The organism is Arthrobacter sp. OV608 (genome assembly GCA_900110595.1).
GTDB lineage: Bacteria > Actinomycetota > Actinomycetes > Actinomycetales > Micrococcaceae > Arthrobacter.
In genome coordinates this window covers 12,895-29,453 of record FOEZ01000010.1, presented here as the reverse complement: position 1 = coordinate 29,453, position 16,559 = coordinate 12,895, and the positions used below count along the sequence as shown (strand labels likewise).

At 66.3% G+C, this 16,559-nt stretch carries 18 protein-coding genes; 8 read left to right on the top strand and 10 right to left on the bottom strand.

Going from position 1 to position 16,559, the window contains the following annotated elements; all coding sequences use genetic code 11:
* Positions 1 to 2: 2 nt before the first annotated feature.
* Positions 3 to 602, top strand: coding sequence for a hypothetical protein (locus BMX78_RS13985; protein WP_091420310.1), 600 nt, complete (start codon positions 3 to 5; stop codon positions 600 to 602).
* A 6-nt stretch (positions 603 to 608) separates the two neighbouring features.
* On the opposite strand, the gene BMX78_RS13980 is transcribed toward BMX78_RS13985, so the two are convergent.
* From BMX78_RS13980 to serS, 4 genes are all read right to left on the bottom strand, one after another.
* Complete coding sequence (locus tag BMX78_RS13980; protein WP_091420308.1) at positions 609 to 1,193, bottom strand: histidine phosphatase family protein; 585 nt, start codon at positions 1,191 to 1,193, stop codon at positions 609 to 611.
* A 74-nt stretch (positions 1,194 to 1,267) separates the two neighbouring features.
* Positions 1,268 to 2,128 (bottom strand): HAD family hydrolase, encoded by an 861-nt coding sequence (locus tag BMX78_RS13975; RefSeq protein WP_091420306.1) that lies wholly within the window; start codon positions 2,126 to 2,128, stop codon positions 1,268 to 1,270.
* A gap of 130 nt (positions 2,129 to 2,258) precedes the next feature.
* Positions 2,259 to 3,293, bottom strand: a complete 1,035-nt coding sequence (locus BMX78_RS13970; RefSeq protein WP_091420305.1) for a hypothetical protein — start codon at positions 3,291 to 3,293, stop codon at positions 2,259 to 2,261.
* A 185-nt stretch (positions 3,294 to 3,478) separates the two neighbouring features.
* Positions 3,479 to 4,759, bottom strand: coding sequence for a serine--tRNA ligase (gene serS / locus BMX78_RS13965; protein WP_091420494.1), 1,281 nt, complete (start codon positions 4,757 to 4,759; stop codon positions 3,479 to 3,481).
* Positions 4,760 to 4,849: 90 nt separating this feature from the next.
* Here serS and BMX78_RS13960 point away from each other — a divergent pair, with 90 nt between their 5' ends.
* A complete protein-coding gene (locus BMX78_RS13960; RefSeq protein WP_091420303.1) occupies positions 4,850 to 5,914 on the top strand; it encodes a diacylglycerol/lipid kinase family protein in 1,065 nt (354 codons plus the stop codon).
* 45 nt (positions 5,915 to 5,959) lie between these two features.
* Here the strand turns inward: BMX78_RS13960 and BMX78_RS13955 are convergent, their stop codons facing one another.
* The 3 genes from BMX78_RS13955 to BMX78_RS13945 all read right to left on the bottom strand — a co-directional run bounded on the left by BMX78_RS13955 (position 5,960) and on the right by BMX78_RS13945 (position 7,631).
* Complete coding sequence (locus BMX78_RS13955; RefSeq protein ID WP_091420301.1) at positions 5,960 to 6,166, bottom strand: hypothetical protein; 207 nt, start codon at positions 6,164 to 6,166, stop codon at positions 5,960 to 5,962.
* Between the two features lie 94 nt (positions 6,167 to 6,260).
* Positions 6,261 to 7,238, bottom strand: a complete 978-nt coding sequence (pheA, locus tag BMX78_RS13950; protein WP_091420299.1) for a prephenate dehydratase — start codon at positions 7,236 to 7,238, stop codon at positions 6,261 to 6,263.
* Between the two features lie 66 nt (positions 7,239 to 7,304).
* Positions 7,305 to 7,631, bottom strand: coding sequence for a rhodanese-like domain-containing protein (locus BMX78_RS13945; RefSeq protein ID WP_091420298.1), 327 nt, complete (start codon positions 7,629 to 7,631; stop codon positions 7,305 to 7,307).
* Between the two features lie 307 nt (positions 7,632 to 7,938).
* On the opposite strand from BMX78_RS13945, the gene BMX78_RS13940 reads away from it, so the two are divergent.
* The 5 genes from BMX78_RS13940 to BMX78_RS23445 all read left to right on the top strand — a co-directional run bounded on the left by BMX78_RS13940 (position 7,939) and on the right by BMX78_RS23445 (position 11,344).
* Complete coding sequence (locus tag BMX78_RS13940) at positions 7,939 to 9,357, top strand: amidase (RefSeq protein ID WP_091420296.1); 1,419 nt, start codon at positions 7,939 to 7,941, stop codon at positions 9,355 to 9,357.
* A 143-nt stretch (positions 9,358 to 9,500) separates the two neighbouring features.
* A complete protein-coding gene (locus tag BMX78_RS13935) occupies positions 9,501 to 9,728 on the top strand; it encodes a hypothetical protein (protein WP_091420294.1) in 228 nt (75 codons plus the stop codon).
* A 143-nt stretch (positions 9,729 to 9,871) separates the two neighbouring features.
* Entirely contained in the window at positions 9,872 to 10,075 is a 204-nt protein-coding gene (locus BMX78_RS13930; RefSeq protein WP_091420292.1) for a hypothetical protein, read from the top strand.
* A gap of 202 nt (positions 10,076 to 10,277) precedes the next feature.
* Positions 10,278 to 10,637 (top strand): hypothetical protein, encoded by a 360-nt coding sequence (locus BMX78_RS13925; protein WP_211482576.1) that lies wholly within the window; start codon positions 10,278 to 10,280, stop codon positions 10,635 to 10,637.
* A 248-nt stretch (positions 10,638 to 10,885) separates the two neighbouring features.
* Positions 10,886 to 11,344 (top strand): lipopolysaccharide assembly protein LapA domain-containing protein, encoded by a 459-nt coding sequence (locus BMX78_RS23445; protein WP_286139008.1) that lies wholly within the window; start codon positions 10,886 to 10,888, stop codon positions 11,342 to 11,344.
* A gap of 138 nt (positions 11,345 to 11,482) precedes the next feature.
* Here the strand turns inward: BMX78_RS23445 and BMX78_RS13915 are convergent, their stop codons facing one another.
* From BMX78_RS13915 to BMX78_RS13905, 3 genes are read right to left on the bottom strand one after another with little or no spacing between them, the layout of a single operon-like run.
* Positions 11,483 to 12,991 carry a carboxyl transferase domain-containing protein gene (locus BMX78_RS13915; protein WP_170850819.1) on the bottom strand — a complete coding sequence of 503 codons (1,509 nt, stop codon included), beginning with the start codon at positions 12,989 to 12,991 and terminating at the stop codon, positions 11,483 to 11,485.
* Position 12,992: 1 nt separating this feature from the next.
* Positions 12,993 to 14,204 (bottom strand): CaiB/BaiF CoA transferase family protein, encoded by a 1,212-nt coding sequence (locus BMX78_RS13910; RefSeq protein WP_091420291.1) that lies wholly within the window; start codon positions 14,202 to 14,204, stop codon positions 12,993 to 12,995.
* A gap of 51 nt (positions 14,205 to 14,255) precedes the next feature.
* Positions 14,256 to 15,623: an SLC13 family permease gene (locus BMX78_RS13905; protein ID WP_091420290.1), complete on the bottom strand. Its 1,368-nt coding sequence runs from the start codon at positions 15,621 to 15,623 to the stop codon at positions 14,256 to 14,258.
* Between the two features lie 136 nt (positions 15,624 to 15,759).
* On the opposite strand from BMX78_RS13905, the gene BMX78_RS13900 reads away from it, so the two are divergent.
* Positions 15,760 to 16,458, top strand: coding sequence for a FadR/GntR family transcriptional regulator (locus BMX78_RS13900; protein WP_091420289.1), 699 nt, complete (start codon positions 15,760 to 15,762; stop codon positions 16,456 to 16,458).
* Positions 16,459 to 16,559: the final 101 nt, after the last annotated feature.

The following is a 16,559-nucleotide window of genomic DNA, read 5'->3' as shown; positions in this document are numbered from 1 at the left end:
AGATGTTCACGCTGACAATCAACCAGACCGATAGCCGGCGCGATGGTGACCGGGTGCCGCAGCTGCTCAAGGACCTGCGGCATATTCCCGCGCGCCTGGACTTTGACCGGTCCGTGGAAGATGAAGTGCATGGCATCGTGGAGTGCCCGCACCAGGCCGTGGAGGCTGCGCTGATCGCGCTGCGGGCCGGTGCCTGGTACGTCGGCATCGGCGTAGGGCCGGTGAATGAACCCCTGCCCAACCAGATCAAGGACGCATCCGGCCATGGGCTGGTGTATGCCCGGCGGGCGGTGGACCGGCTCCGGAACAGCAATTACAGGGTTCCGGTGGCGGTAGATGGTCCGCTGGCCGACGTTGCCCATGACGCCGAGGCCGTGCTGCGGCTGCTCGGGCATATTGTCCGTGACCGCTCCGATGCCGAGTGGCGGGTCCTGGACCTGCTGACTCCGGGAGTCCGAGGGCAGCAGAAAGCCGTGGCCCAGGAACTCGGGATCACCACGCAGGCTGTCAGCAAGGCGGTGGCCCGGGCACAGTGGAACGAGGAGCACGCGGCCCGGCCGGCCGCAGCACGGTTGCTGGCCCTGATCCTCGAGGCGCGCTGAGCAGGGTCAGCCCTGGCTGGCCGCCATCACCGGCTCGCCGTTGAAGTATTCGAGCTGCCAGCCGTCGATCGCGTGGTGATGCGCCAGGTTGAGCACCGCGTTGTCGATGCTTTTCAGCGTGCTGCCCACTGCGCGGCTGAGGCTAACGCGCAGGAGCGTCCCGTGCGCGACGACGAGAAGGCGCCGTCCGCGGTATTCTCCGGCCAGTGCCTCCAGGGCGGCCAGGCCCCGGTCGGCTGCCTCGTCCTCGCTTTCGGCGCCGCGGAAGCCTCCGGGGATGCGTAGCGCGTCCAGTTCGGGGCCAGCCTGCATCCCCTCGGCCGGCCCAAAGCTCCGCTCCGTAAGTTCTGGCATGCGGCGGACCTCGCCGAGCCCCAGCCCGGCGGCGATCACATCGGCTGTCTCAGCCGCGCGGCTCAGGGGCGAGGACACGATTGCGTCCCATTCGTACGCGGACAAAACGGCGACGGCGTCACGCGCCTGTGCCCGGCCGACGTCGTTCAGCGGGATATCCGTGGAGCCCTGCAGGCGGCGCTCCGCATTCCAGTCGGTCTGGCCGTGGCGGATGAGGGCGAACGTCGTAAGGGTCATGCCTTCCATTCTGCCCGACGGCGGGACCTGGCCAGGAATTGCGGGCCGTCCCGGGAGCCGCGCAAGTCCTCCCGCTAAAGGAGGCTGCGCAGCACGTAGGCGGCGCCGTCGTCATACACCGAGTGGGTGACCTCGTCAGCTGCCTCGATCACTTCCGCCGGAGCCTGGCCCATGGCAACTCCCCGACCGGCCCAGGTCAGCATCTCGATATCGTTCCGGCCGTCGCCGACTGCCACCGTGAGGTGGGGTTCGATGCCGAGCCGGCCGCGCAGGTTTTCCAGGGCGCTGGCCTTGGTAACCCCCGCCGCGGCGATGTCCAGCCACGCCGTCCAACCTACCGAGTAGGTGACACCGGCGAGGCCTACGTGCTCAATGGCCTCATTGAACTCTTCGGGTGTGTTTTCGGTGCTGAAGACCACCACGCGCACGGCGGTTGCTTCGAGCATGGTGTGGAAATCGACCCCCACCGCCTCCACACCAAAACTCGGGTCCTGGAAGCGTTCGGTGGACAGGAAGTTGCCGTCCTCGTCCTCAAGCGCGTACTTCGCGGATGGAAGCCGTTCGCGGAGGGCGCGGAGGGCGGGAGCCGGATCGAACGTGGCCTTGTGGATGACCTCGTAGCCGTTGTCCAGATCGGGGTGCAGCCGCAGGGTCACGCCGCCGTTGCAGCACACGGCGTAACCGCGGTCGATGCCGATGTTTTCAATGATGGGCAGCATGGCGTTGAGCGAGCGGCCGGTGGCGATCATGACCTCGTGGCCGGCTGCTACTACTGCCTGCGCCGCTTCACGAACAGCCGGGGACATGTGCCCGTCGTGGTCCACCAGGGTGCCATCCACGTCCAGGGCGACCATCAGCTTTTGGTCTACGTTGTTGTTTTCGTTGTCTCGCCGGTCATCGTTGCCGGCGACTGAGGTTTCAGTCAGCGTTGTCATCCATCAAGTAGAGCAGAAACCCCCAAAAAACCGCTAGGACGCGCCCCCACAGAGTTATTGAACAGTTGGTTAATGGGCGTTTGCGTCCCGCGGGTCCTGCACTCCTAAGCTTGTTCGCGAAACCGAGCCTTCAAGGCCTAGATTCGCGAACTTGGCCGCTGATCTGTGGGCGAAGCCCGGCGGCAAGGAGCTTCCGATTCAGTCGCTCCGGGTTCTCCACATCCGCCCAGCCCCAACGCACGAAGCCAAGGCCAAGCGCACGGATCCGGTCCTCGCGGAGCTTTTCCCGGTACACGGCTTCCTCCGCCGAGGACTCACCGCGAACGGCGGCCTCGACGTACTTTGCCTTTCCATCCAACTCCCCCACAACCCGGTTCCGCGGCCACCAGCAGTCAACCCTGCCGATGAAGCCATCGCCGTCCCGGAAAACGTGCTGGAGCACCGGTTGCTCGAAGCCAAGAAACTCAAAGGCTGCCCGGCTGTAGGACTCCCCCACGGATTCGGCCATCGGACTTGCCAGCGCCGCCACCCGTTCGGCCCGGCGCTGCGCGGAAAGGTGCGGCTGAGACGAAATCCCCTCCACGATAGAGGCAACGGCGAGCAGATTGGCCTGCGCAGGCAACGTTCCCTGGTGATGCAGCATCCGGGCCAGTCCGTCCGCAACCACCAGGGCCTCACTCAGGTTGCCAGCAACCATCAGGTCAAGGCCGGTTTGAACAGGGCCGGTGCACCGGAATTCCCCACGAACCACTGTTTCACTGGCGGGCTTCAGGCAGTACCGGAGGGGATACGACCGCAACTCCCGGACCTGCCGGGCTACCTCATCCTCACCGAGGACCGTCAGGGGCGACCGCCGCACTCCGCTCCGCCCGGGAAGCGTGGTGGCCAGTTCCACACACGACGGCGTCCGTAGCGTGGGCAATCCGTTGGCCAGCGCTGCGGTCTCACCGCACAACACCGCACCTTTCACCGACCTGGCCACGGCCGCCGTCGTCCAGGCAAAGCGGTCCGAGGGCCGGGCGTTGAGCCAGTCCAGCGAGCGGACGTAGAAACCGCGGCGGATCCGGACCAGCCGTCCGGCCCGGAAGTCCCTGTGAATGGTGTCAGTAGTCCCGTGCGTACGCAGGATAGCGGCGGAATCGATCAGCCCGGGCAAGATTTCCATGCCACAAGGCTCGCTGGAAGCCACCCTGAAGTCAGTACCCGGGCCGGCTTATGTGGACAAGCCAGGAAACGCCCCGGCCCGTCCGCTCCAAGGGGTGAGAAGCGTGTTCGCGGATCCGAACCTTCAAGACTCGGATCCGAGAACTAGCTTAGGACCGGTTGGGAAACGCCAGCGAGGGCCGGAACCTACATGACCGGGAGGACCTCGAGCCCACCCAGGTACTTCTGCAGCGCCTTGGGCACGTTGACCGAGCCGTCGGCGTTCTGGTGGTGCTCCAGGAGCGCCACGATCCAGCGGGTGGTGGCAAGTGTCCCGTTCAGCGTGGCCACAGCCCGGGTGCCCTTGGTGACACCTTCGGAGTTCACGGCCCGTTCGCGGATGTTCAGGCGGCGCGCCTGGAAAGTGGTGCAGTTGGACGTCGAGGTCAGCTCGCGGTACGCACCCTGGGTGGGAACCCAGGCTTCGCAGTCGTACTTGCGGGCTGCGGACGTGCCGAGGTCGCCGGCAGCGGTATCAATCACCCGGTACGGCAGCTCGCACTTGGCCAGCATCTCCTCTTCCCACGCCAGGAGCCGCTGGTGTTCGGCCGCTGCCTCCTCAACCGTGGTGTAGATAAACATTTCCACCTTGTTGAACTGGTGGACACGGATGATGCCACGGGTGTCCTTGCCGTGCGAGCCGGCCTCACGCCGGTAGCACGAGCTCTGGCCGGCGTATCGGATGGGCCCGGCAGAGAAGTCCAGGATCTCGTCCGCGTGGTACCCGGCCAGCGCCACTTCGGAGGTGCCCACCAGGTAAAGGTCGTCTTCGGCGAGACGGTAGATCTCGGCGTCGTGCTTGACGTCAAAGCCCGTACCCTGCATGGTCTCCGGACGCACCAAAGTGGGGGTGATCATGGGGATGAAACCGGCCTGGATGGCCTGGTCCATGGCCATCTGCAGCAGCGCCATCTCCAGCCGGGCACCCACGCCGCGGAGGAAGTAGAAACGTGCACCGGACACCTTGGCGCCGCGCTCCATGTCGATGGCACCGATCAGCTCGCCGATCTCCAGGTGGTCCTTGGGCTCAAAGTCGGGGAATTCGCGGGGCGTGCCCACGGTCTTGACCACCACGTAGTCGTCCTCGCCGCCTTCGGGCACACCGTCCTCGATGAGGTTGGGGATGGTGCGCAGGAGTTCCTCCTGCTTGGTCTGCGCGGCGTCGGCTTCAGCGGAGGCTGCCTTCACCGAGTTGGCGAGCTCCTTGACCTCGGCCAGCAGGGCCTTCTTCTCGTCACCCTTGGCCTGGGCCACCTTCTTGCCGAAGGCGTTCTGCTCCGCCCGGAGGTTCTCGAAGCGGATCAGCGCCGCGCGGCGTGCGGAGTCGGCGGAAATGATCGCGTCCACCACCGATTCGTCCGCGCCGCGGGCGCGCTGGCTGGCTCGGAACTTCTCCGGGTTTTCGCTGAGGTCTTTTACGTCGATCACCACATAAGGGTATCCAATCCGGAGGAGTACGACGGCGGCCGGCCACTATGCCCGAAAGCCCGCCTCCCGCCGGGATACTGTTGAGGAACCATGAGCGACCTGATTCTCTACCTGTTGATAGCGGTGGCGCTTGCCTTCGCCATCTCCAGCTGGTGGGGAGTCCGCAGGCTCAAGGCCCTGCACGTGCGCAGCGCGGTTGCCGGCGAAGCACACGAGGCCGGCCTCAGCCAGCAGCGCGTGGCGGTCATACTGAACCCCATCAAGGCACGCTCCCCCGAAGCGAAAGCCGCAATCCACCGCGCCTGCCTTACGGCCGGGTGGGACGAGCCCGTCTTTTACGAGACGACGGCGGAGGATCCGGGCTTCTCGCAGGTGCGGGCAGCGTTGGCGGACAAGCCCGACGTCGTTTTGGTGGGCGGCGGCGACGGTACCGTGCGGGTGGTGGCTGAGTCCCTCGCAGGCACCGGGGTTGCGATGGGCCTGATCCCGCTGGGTACCGGGAACCTGCTGGCGCGGAATGTGGACCTGGACGTCTATGACCTCCACGGGAACGTCCAGACTGCCCTCTTCGGCCGCCAGCGCTACATCGATACCGCCCGGATGGGCATTGAGAACTCCCGGACCGGGCATTCGTCCGAACACGTATTCCTGGTGATCGCGGGACTCGGCATGGATGCGGAGGTGCTGGCCGATACCAATGCAGGCCTGAAGAAGACCTTCGGGTGGCTGGCCTATACGGAGGCCGGAATGCGCCACCTGCCCGGCCGTCGGAAGAAAATCTCCATTTCCCTGGACGGCAGTCCGGACCAGATCCGCAATGTCCGCAGCATCCTCTTTGCCAACTGCGGCCTGGTTCCGGGCGGCATCGATTTCATCCCGCAGGCCATGATCGACGACGGCATGCTGGACGTGGTGGTGATGAGTCCCCGCAGTGCCATTGGCTGGCTGCTGATGTACGTCAAGATCATGTTCAAGCACAGCGGGAAGCTGCCCATCATGACCGTCTACCGGTCCGGCAGGATCATCATCAAGTGCCCGGAACCAATGCCCACCCAGCTCGACGGGGACACGGCAGGCGAGGCCACCAAGGTCACGGTCCAGGTGGAACCGCGCTCGTTGTTGATCAGGGTTAAGGGTCAGGCGTCACTGGGCTGAACCAGCGGCTGAAGCAGCCACGGAACCGGCGGCTGGACCAGCGGGTCAGGCGTGGGCTTCCTTGTTCGCCTCTGCTGCGGCTTTAGCGGCGGCGCGGGCCTCGGACTGCTCACGGATCATGGCCTGTTCCTCTTCGAAGCGCAGGCGGTCAGCACGGTCAGCGTCGTCGCCGTCCCAGTCCTGGTTGTCGGCAGTGGGACGGGGATTGACGATCATTCCCTGGCCATCATTGTCAGTGCTGTTGCTAGTCATGACCCGCTCCCTTCGTTAGGGGCCATCCCCATTGTGGATCAAGCAAGCATACGCATTGTCCACAGCCCGCGGAAGTGGTAGGGAAGGCAATTGCCTACGCTGTGGGCGAAGCGGCGGAACCGTTTTCCGTGCGCGCAGGTCCCGGCTGCAGCCCTGCCACCCATGCCCGGGCCGCCCGGAACGCCGCGTCCGAGGTGTGCGGTTCTACCACTGTCTCCTGCTGGTCCGCCCGCGGGTACGAGCCGAGGAAACGGGTGGCCGGGCTGATGCGGTGGAGCCCCGCCAGGGCATCAGCCAGCCGCGCGTCAGCAAGGTGGCCATCGGCGTCGATGCTGAAGAAGTAGTGGCCCAGGTACTGGCCGGTGGGCCTGGACTCGATCCGGCTGAGGTTCACGCCACGACTCGCGAACTGGTCCAGGATCTCCATCAGGGCGCCCGGCCGGTCTTCGGGCAGCGGCACCACAACTGTGGTCTTGTCCGCGCCGGTGCGCTGCGGAAGGATGCCCGGACGGCTGACCAGGATGAACCGTGTTACCGCATCCGGATTGTCACCAATGTCCCGTGCTAGCGCGGAGAGTCCGGGCTGTTCGTCGGCAACGAGCGGGGCGCAGATCGCGGCGTCATAGTGGCAGTCCTCGGCCAGCAGCCCCACGGCAGCGGCAGCGGTGGAAGATCCTGGAACGTATTCCGCGTCCGGAAGGTGGGCGTCCATCCACAGCCGGCACTGCGCCCAGGCATGGCCATGCGTGGACACCCGCCGGATATCCTGCAGCCGCACACCCGGCCGGGTCACCAGGACAAAGCTGATAGGCACCAGGACCTCGCGGACGATCCGCAGTTCCTGCCCGCTGGCAATGGCGTCAAGGGTGGCGGTGACACCGCCCTCCACGGAGTTTTCAATCGGCACCATGGCGGCGTCGGCGGAACCCTCGCGGACTTTGTCCAGTGCTGCATTCACGTTCGACGCCGGCACGCGCCTCGCGTGCGCAGCGCCCGGCACCTGCAGCAGCGCGGCCTCCGTGAACGTGCCTTCGGGCCCAAGAAAGGCATAGGTGACGCGGGACGCAGGCATAGGTATTCCTTTTGAAGCATATGAGCGCCCTGGACAGGCGGCGGAAGGGCGGGGACGCGCGGGAGGCTAGAGCACCATGGGCTTCAACCCGTTATCCGAGACCAGGGGCTTTCCGGCTTCCAACCACTGGTCCATACCTCCGGAGACATTGATGGCGGTGTAGCCCTGGCCGGTCAGCCACTGTGCGGCGCGGAAGGACCGGCCGCTGGTCCGGCAAATGACATAGAGATCCTGGTCCGGATCGAGTTCATCGAGCCGCGCCGGCAACTGGTCCAGGGGAATGTGGAGGGCGCCGTCGGCATGGCCGGCCACCCATTCGTAGTCCTCACGGACATCAAGGATCGCGGCGTCGTCGGGGATGTCATTGACGGGGACGGTATCGAAATCGCTCATGGGGAGTCCTGTCTGGCAGATCGTGGGTCAGCGTTAAGCCTAGTACCCTGCCCTAAGCCATCAGCCGGCCACGTCACCGTCCCCGGGACCAGCACCGTCGCCGAACCCAGCGCTGTCCCCCTCACCAGTCCCACTTGCGGCGGCCCGCACCCTTGCCTTTGCGGAAGGGCCGCGGGTTAGGCTTTTTAGGACCATCTTGCAGCAAGAAGCGTGGGAGGATCCTTGCCGGTAGACCACCCCGCCGCCTCCAGCGGCGCGGCCCCGGAGTCCCTGGAGCTGTGCGGAGAGCCTTGGGATCCGGGGCACTTTGGCTGAGCTCCACGAACTTTCCGCCGTCGCCCTCCGGAACAGCCTGCGCACAGGCGAGGTTTCCTCCGCGGAGGCCACAGCCCACTTCCTGGCGCGGATTGAAGAGCAGAATCCCCTGCTGGGCGCGTTTGTCACGGTGACGGCCGAGCAGGCGATGAAGAGTGCCCGCGCCGCCGACTCGCTCTTTGCCCGAAACCTCCCGGAAGAGCTCCCGCTCCTGCACGGTATGCCCCTGGCTTTCAAGGACCTCACCGACGTAGCCGGCATAGTGACCACCCACGGCAGCGCGGCCCTGGACCACAAACCCGCTGTCACCGACAGCCCCCTGGTGGCGCTGCTCAAGGAAACGGGCGTGGTCTCGCTGGGCAAAACCCAGGTGCCGGAATTCGGACTGACGGCTTACAGCGAAAACCGGGTGGCGCCGCCGTCGCGCAATCCCTACGCCCTGAGCAGGAGCTCGGGTGGATCCTCCGGCGGCAGCGCGGCGGCTGTGGCCGCCGGACTGCTTCCCTTCGCTCCCGGCACGGACGGCGGCGGTTCCATCCGGATCCCTGCCGCGGCGTGCGGCCTCGTGGGGCTTAAACCCGGCCGCGGGCTGGTGCCCGCTGGGGAAAGCCTGGGCGACCCCGGCAGGTTGGTGGTGGCCGGTCCCCTGGCGCGGAGCGCCGCTGATGCGGCATTGATGATGGATGCGCTGGTCCCGGCCGGGTCCGCGGAAGGCAGCTACCTTGCGTCGGTGGAACAGGAGCCGCCTCGGCTGCGGATCGGCGTCACGCTGGACAGCCCCTGGCAGGGGACCTTCCCGTTCACCCCGGACCAGGAGGCCATGGACGCACTCCGTGCGGGGGAGAAACTCCTGGAAGGCGCCGGCCATTCGCTCAGCGAGGCAGCCGTCCGTTACGACAACCGGTATCCGGATGCGTTCACTACGGCCTGGACGGCGGCAGTGGGTGCGGCGCGGATCAGTCCCCACCGTGAAGCGTTGCTGGCGCCGCTCACCCGGACTTTCCGCCGCAGGGCCCAGCAGCGAAGTTCTGCCAAGCTGAACGAGGCCCTGGCCTTCCTGCGGCAGTTTGAGCGGGACACGGTGACGCAGTACGCACAGTGGGACCTGCTGCTGATGCCAGCACTCGCCCAGACGCCACGCCCCGTGGGCTGGTTCACGGGAGCGTCGCACGGCAACTCGCCTTGGCCGTCGGCCCAGTGGGCCGGTGATGCCGACGGCGACTACCGGAAACAGTGCGAATTCGCACCCTGGTCCTCTATGGTCAACGTGTGCGGCCTGCCAGCGATCAGCATTCCCGTCCACTGGACCGGTGGCGCACCCGGCGAAGGGCTGCCGATGGGGGTTCAACTGGTGGGCCCCTTGGGCTCTGAGACGCTCCTGCTGCAGGTGGCCCGGCAACTGGGCTTCTAACACTTCCCCGTTCCAAACCTTGGGTTTGTTGACCTGGATCTAACGCCGGCTTCATCCGCCTGTAACCCCGGGGCAGCAGACTGGGCAGGACCAGACGGCTTCCCGTTCCGGGATGTGCCATCACTCGAAGGGGAGTTGCCGCAATGAACGCAGAATCCTCCACCACAACAAGCAGCGGCACAACGCAGCCGGCAGGTGACAGGCCGGACCTCAGCAACGCCAATGTGAGGGAGGACCTGGCCACCACGGGACGGTGCGCCCTGGTGCACCTGCCCACCGGCTGGACCTGCCTGCTGCCGCTCCGCCACCCGGGGCCTTGCCAGTTCCATCAGCCGCAGGAGGCCGAGGACGTACTGTCCGGCGGCCATTGACCAGGCGTCCAGGCCTTCCCGTCCGCCGCCTGTTTCCACCCCAGGGGGATCACAGCTCATGGACAAGGCCGCACTGTCCACACCTCGACTCCGGGGGCTAACAGGAGGACGATTAAAGGGCAGTCACTATGAGGAGGCCTGTGATGTGCTATTCATCCAGCAAGGACTTCGGGTGGGGCATCAGGAAAGAAACTGAACGCCAGCCCGAGGCGAAGCAGGAAACCCCGGCGGAAACTCCGGAGAAGCCGGTCAAGGCGCAGGACTTCACGTTCTGGGCATTCCCCAACTGGCGCAGGACGCCAGCTCCGCGCACTCCCTCGGCTGAAAAGAGCAAAGAGAGGGTCTGACGCCTTGACGGTGCCTTAATACGGAAGGGACTCCGCCGGAGCCCCTTCCGCTTTGTTTGCGAGGGTTGTGTTTGCGAGGGTTGTGTTCGCGAAATTTGGTTTGTGGTGGCGTATTCGCGACGGTTGCCTGCGGAGGGTGTGTTATATGGAGCATGCCGGGCTGCGGCAGCACGAATCATGTTTTGGCGGAAGGATCAGCACGGTGAACGGACTGTATGTGCATGCGGCCACCCTGTTGATGGAAGGCGCCGCCGATCCTGCTGCTCCCGGTGCCGCCATCACTACCGCGTTATGCGGGAACTGGGAACACCCGCCGCCGTGCCCGCTGGCCGCGCACCATACCGGCTGGTCCCGCGAGGGGGACAGCGTTTCGCTGCGGATCGTCTTCGCCACCGCGCCCGCATCTGAACCCGAGGTGCGGCGCCTCATCGCCAGCGCCCTGACAGCCGGCGCGTTCGACACGCCTGACGGCACCACTTCCCGGTGGAAACTCCTCACAAGCGGCCCGGCAGAACTGAGCATCGAGGAACTGCAGCACGCTGAACGGATCTCCGGAACGTAGCAGCGAGTTCGAGAACCGGGACTTTCGGAACCTGGGCTTCCGGAAGACAGCCCACGCGTTCGGGTTGCCTGCACTGGCGCTGAAAGCAGGAGGCGCAGGCAGGTCCAGGAGGTGCTTCGGCGACCGGACCTGCAGTGCCGGATACCGCTGAATCTCCATCCCGTTGTACTGTTCCGCCGACTCCCATTAGGGTGGGACCATAAGCATGCTTAGTATCAGTCCATAGGAGTCCTGGGAAGGGAACCAGCATGAGCACCGGAAACTACCCGCCAGCCGGACAGCCGGAATCCGCGGGACGTTACGTCGAACCCAACCCGCCTGGCGAAACACCCGCGCACGTCGATGCCGGCACCGGCCACGGCACGGCCCCGGGCACCGCCGGTCTCCAGGCACCGGATTCGACGCCGACAACCACCCCACCGCCCGCCCGCCCTGCCGCCAACCATGCGCCGGTGACCCGCGCCGGCGTAGTGTGGGCCGCCGTCGTGGCTGCGCTGGTACTCCTGATTTTGCTGATCATCTTCATCTTGCAGAACCAGGACCTGGTGCTCGTCCGGTACTTCGGGTTTGAGGGTTCGGTCCCGCTGGGGATGGCCCTGTTTATTGCCAGCGTGTCAGGGGCAGTAGTGGTTGCCGTGGCCGGCGGCGCCCGGATTCTTCAGCTCCGCAGGAACGCCCACCGCGCCCGCGCCGCGCAGCGCAGGTAGCCTCCCCCAGTAACAAACGGCGGCAACAGGCAACGGTAACAAGCGTGGCGGCATGCACCGGTGGCGCAGTCGAGGCAGCCATATTGGGGGTTCAGGGCCACCAGCGGGCGCGGCGCATGAAGCACCGCGCCGCCGGAGTCACCCGTCGCCCAGGCTCCGGTACTTCGCAGAGCGGGCCGCCACCAGCTCCGGCACGGGACTGCCCGCAACGGATGCCAGCTCGTATTCGATAGCGAGCGCCATCCGCCGGCAAAACTCCTGGGGTTCCAGCGAGGCGTCGTCGCGCTCATCCACGATATGGTCCACCAGGCCGTTCGCGTAGAGTGACGCAACATTCACGCCCTGGGCCTGCGCCATGGCCGGAGCATGTGCAGTGGTCCGGTGGACGATGGCACTGGCCCCTTCGGGCGGCAACGGTGAGAGCCAGCTGTGCTGCGCTGCGATGGTCCTGTCCGCCGGCAGCAGTGCCAGGGCTCCTCCCCCGGCGCCCTGGCCCAGCAGCACCGAAACGGACGGCGCTTCCAGCCCGATGAGCTCGTGCAGCGAGCGCGCGATCTCGCCCGCCAGCCCGCCTTCTTCCGCTTCCTGCGAGAGGGCCGCGCCGGCGGTGTCGATGACAGTGAGCAGCGGCAGCCGCAGTTCCTCGGCCAGCTTCATGCCGCGCCGGGCCTCACGCAGCGAGCCGGGACCCATCCCGGCCGCGTCCCTGCGCAGCGGGCGGGCGTGCCCCAGGACGATGCAGGACTGTCCGCCAAACCGCGCAAGGGCCAGGAGGAGCCCGGGGTCCTTCTCCCCCTGCCCCGTTCCGTTCAGGGGCAGGGCATCGGAGGCGCCGTATTTCAGGAGCTGCCGCAGGTCCGGCCGGCGGGGCCGCCGGGAAATGCCAATGGAGGTCCATGCGTCCACCGGAGCCGGCCGGACGGCAAGCGAGGGCGGCGGTGCCGGCAGCGGACCACGGCGGGCGCAAAGGATATCCAGCGCCCTGGCCACCAGGCAGGCAAGGTCAGCAGGCTCCACCACGCCGTCGATAAGGCCCTTGTTGAACAGGTTTTCCGCCACCTGGACGTTCTCCGGGAACGCTTCGCCGTGCAGGGCTTCGTAAACCCGCGGGCCCAGGAAGCCCAGGAGGGAACCCGGTTCGGCCACGTTGATGTGGCCCAGGGATCCCCAGGAGGCCATGACGCCGCCGGTGGTCGGGTGGCGCAGGTAGACCAGGTAGGGCAGGCCGGCCTGGCGGTGGGCGCGCACCGCACCGGTGATCTTCACCATCGACAGGAAGGCCAGCGTTCCCTCCTGCATCCGGGTGCCGCCGGACGCGGGCCCGGCCAGCAGCGGCAGTCCCTCTGCAGTGGCCCGTTCGATGGCGGCGACGATCCTTTGAGCTGCAGCATGGCCGATCGATCCCGCCAGGAAGGAAAACTCGCTGACGATCACCGCCACCCGTCGTCCACGGATGAGTCCGGCACCGGTGATGACGGATTCGTCAGTCCCGCTGCGTTCACGTGCTTTGGCGAGGTCGCGGAAGTATTCCTCGGAAAGTGCGGGTTCCTGCGCAGGTGAATCCCAGGAGACAAACGAGCCGTCGTCCACTACGGCGGCCAGCAGTTCGGCGGCATTGAGGTGCCGCACCTTCTCAACGGTGGGCATGTCAGGACACTCCCGCTGCAACAGTTTCCAAACCGAGCCATTCCCGGATCGCCGGCCCGTCCTCATCCAGCAGCGGCGGCGCGTCGTGCTCGGTGACGGTGGTTTCGGCACCGTCACCGGGGGCAAAGAACCTCAGCGGCGGCCCGGGCAGGCTGACCTTGCCGAGTACCGGATGGTCCACATCCACCACGAGGCCCTGGGACGCCACCTGCTCCCACGCGTACACCTCATCAAGCGAGCGCACCTTCCCGGCCGGGATCCCGGCGTCGTTCAGTTTCTGCAGCAACTCTGCTGCTCCATAGTCCGCGAAAGCGCGTTCGACGGCGGCAATCACCGCGGCGCGGTTCCGCACCCTCTCGGCGTTGCTGGCAAAGCCCGGCGCTGCCGGGTCCAGGCCGAAGGCGGCGGCGAAGGAGGCCCAGAGCTTTTCGCTGCCGACGCTGATCTGCACGCTGCCGTCCTTGCAGTTGAACAGGCCGTAGGGGGCGATGGAGGGATGGTGGTTCCCTTGCGCTTCGGGGACTTCCCCCGCCACCGTGGTCCGGGTGCCCTGGAAGGCGTGGACCCCGATCAGGGATGCCAGCAGCGAGGTGCGCACCACCTGGCCGCGGCCGGTCCGCTCCCGCTCAACCAGGGCCGCCAGGACACCGAACGCGCCGTTCATGCCCGCAAGCAGGTCTGCAATGGGGACACCGACGCGCTGGGGGTCGTTCGGGCCGGACCCGGTGAGCGACATCAGTCCCGCCTCGCCCTGGAGGATCTGGTCGTAGCCGCTGCGCTGGGATTCCGGCCCGTCATGGCCGAAACCAGTGATCGAAAGAATCACCAGCCGGGGGTTCAGCTCGTGCATGGCCGCAGGCGAGAAGCCCAGCCGATCCATCACTCCGGGGCGGAAGTTTTCGATCACCACGTCGGCGCGTTCCAGCAGCCCGCGCAGCACTTCCTGGCCGTCAGCGCTTTTCAGGTCCAGGCTGATGGATTCCTTGTTGCGGTTGCAGGACATGAAGTAGGTGGACTGGAGGTCATCGGCGGGCCCGACAAAGGGCGGGCCCCAGCCCCGGGTATCGTCCCCGGTTCCCGGGTTCTCCACCTTGATGACGCGGGCACCGAGGTCCGCCAGCATCATGCCGGCGTGCGGACCTGCCAAAGCGCGGCTCAGGTCAACTACAAGGTGGCCGGACAGGGGGCCCCGTGCGTTATCGGTTCTGCTCATGTGCGGGTTCCTTTTCTCGAACAGGCGGGGAAGTTTGGCGCGGCCGGCCAGCTACAGCCATCCGGGCACCACCAGTGCCAGCCACGCCAGGACGGGCCCGGCGACGATCACGATGCCGCTGTAGCCAAGGATCTTTTTGTAGAACCGGTCCTTGTCCACGCCTTCGGGGGCGTTGGCGAGCACCAGCGCGCCATTGGTGGAAAACGGGGAAACGTCCACGATGGTGGCGGAAACGGCGAGCGCGCAGATGACGCCAACGGCCCCAATTTCACCGGTGGAAAGGAACGGCACGGCGAGCGGGATCAGGGCCGCCAGGATGGCGGTGGACGAAGCGAAGGCGGAAACCACGGCGCCGATGAAGCAGATGAGCAGGGCCGCCAGCAGCGGCATGCCCATGCCGGCCACGCCGTTGGAGACGAACTCGATGGTTCCGGCTTCCTCCAGTACGCCAACGAAGGTGAGCATGCCGCAGATCAGCAGCACGGTAGACCAGCTGATCTTGTTGATGGCACCTTTCTGGGCTGCCGGCGAGACAAGCGCCAGCACGATGGCGATGGTGATGGACACGAACCCGACGTCCACCTTGAACCCGAGGGCGATGACGGCCAGTGCCACCAGGCCGGCGATGGTGACCAGTTGCGGGATCCGCTCGGAGCGCTCTTTGGTGGCCGCGACGCCGTCGCCCGCGGGATCCCGGGGGCCATACATGCCGGAGCCGAAGCCCTTGAACGGCACATCGGAGCCGGCCTTGGCTCCGACGCTGACGGCCATCCGCGCCTCGGCGGCCTGCTCCACGAAGTGCCCCACCTTGGAGGACAGCAGTCCGCGGCCGCCCAGGACAACAAAGAGGACCAGCGCGATGAGGAGGTTGAAGACGAAGCTGGAAAGGAACAGTGCGGTGGGGCTGAAGGCCAGGTCGGTCTTTGCAAGAATGCCGTTGACCGTGACGCCGTAGACGGCGATGGGCGAGAAGCCGCCGGCCTGGGCGCCGTGGATCACCATCATGCCCATCAGGAGCGGGCTAATCTTGTACTTCCCGGCGAAGCTGAGCGCGATGGGGGCAATGATGGCGACGGCGGCGGGAGACAGTGCGCCCACGGCCGTGATGACTGCGGTGATGGCGAACATGACCCAGGGGATGAGGGCCACCCGGCTTCCCACGAGCCGGACGGCACCACGCACGAGGAGGTCGATGGTGCCGTTGTTCTGGGCAATGGCGAACAGATAAGTGACGCCAACGATGGTCAGGAAGAGGCCGCCGGGGAAGTTGGCCAGGATCTCGTTGGTGGACATGCCCAGCACCACGGCGCCGAGCAGGAACGCGCCGACGAAGGCGAGCGCGCCCATATTGAGGGGCAGGACGGTGGCAAGCAGGAACATCGCCGCCAGGATGATGATCGACAAGACAGGAGCGGACATCGTTGGTCCTCCGTTGGGGAAAGAAGAATGTGACGTGAGTAACTGGCTCACTGGACTAGCCTCTTAGACAGTGAGTCTATCTGTCAATAGGAAGAGGCATGTATTCTGGGAGGACCTACGACGTAGACGAGGCTTTGTGGAGAAGACAGCGCGGCTTGGACTGGAGCGGGTGACCCGCCCCCGGCTGTACGAACAGCTGGTGGAGCAGATCCTCGCGTATATCGAATCGGCCCAGCTGGGTCCAGGTGATCTCCTGCCCGCGGAACGTGACCTGGCCGAGCGGCTTGGCGTTTCCCGTGCCACCCTGGCCCAGGCCCTGGTGGCCCTTGAGGTGCTCGGAGTCATCGATGTCCAGCACGGAACCGGTGCCGTGCTGGCGCGGCGGCCCAGTGTTGCCTCCGTGATCAAGGGGTTGCGCGAACACCGCAGCCGGCTCCCGGAGATCGTGGAGGCCCGCAGCACGCTGGAGGTGAAACTCGCGGCCCTCGCCGCCGCCCGGCGCACGGAGGATGACCTCGCGGCAATAGACCACGCCCTGGATGTGATGTCCCAGGAGATCAACGACGGCGACCGCGGCACCCACGGCGACGAGCTGTTCCACCAGGCCGTCACTGGCGCCGCTCATTCCAGCGTGCTGGCGCAGCTCATGGCGTTCATCGCCGAGATGATCCTTGAGACAAGGATGGAGTCGCTCGGCCAGCCCGGCCGCCCCGAACAGTCCCTGGCTTCACACCGCAAAATCGCCGATGCCATCCGCGCGCAGGATCCGGAAGGGGCGGCCGAAGCCATGCTGGCGCACATCGAGCTCGTCTCGGATGTGGAGCTGCTCCGCTGACCGCGTCCCGGCAGCGACACGCCGAAACCTGCCTCCCCTGTCTCCTATCCCGGACAAAGCCGCGTTGATTCCGGTTCTCATTGGCCGCCTGACCCGGTGTG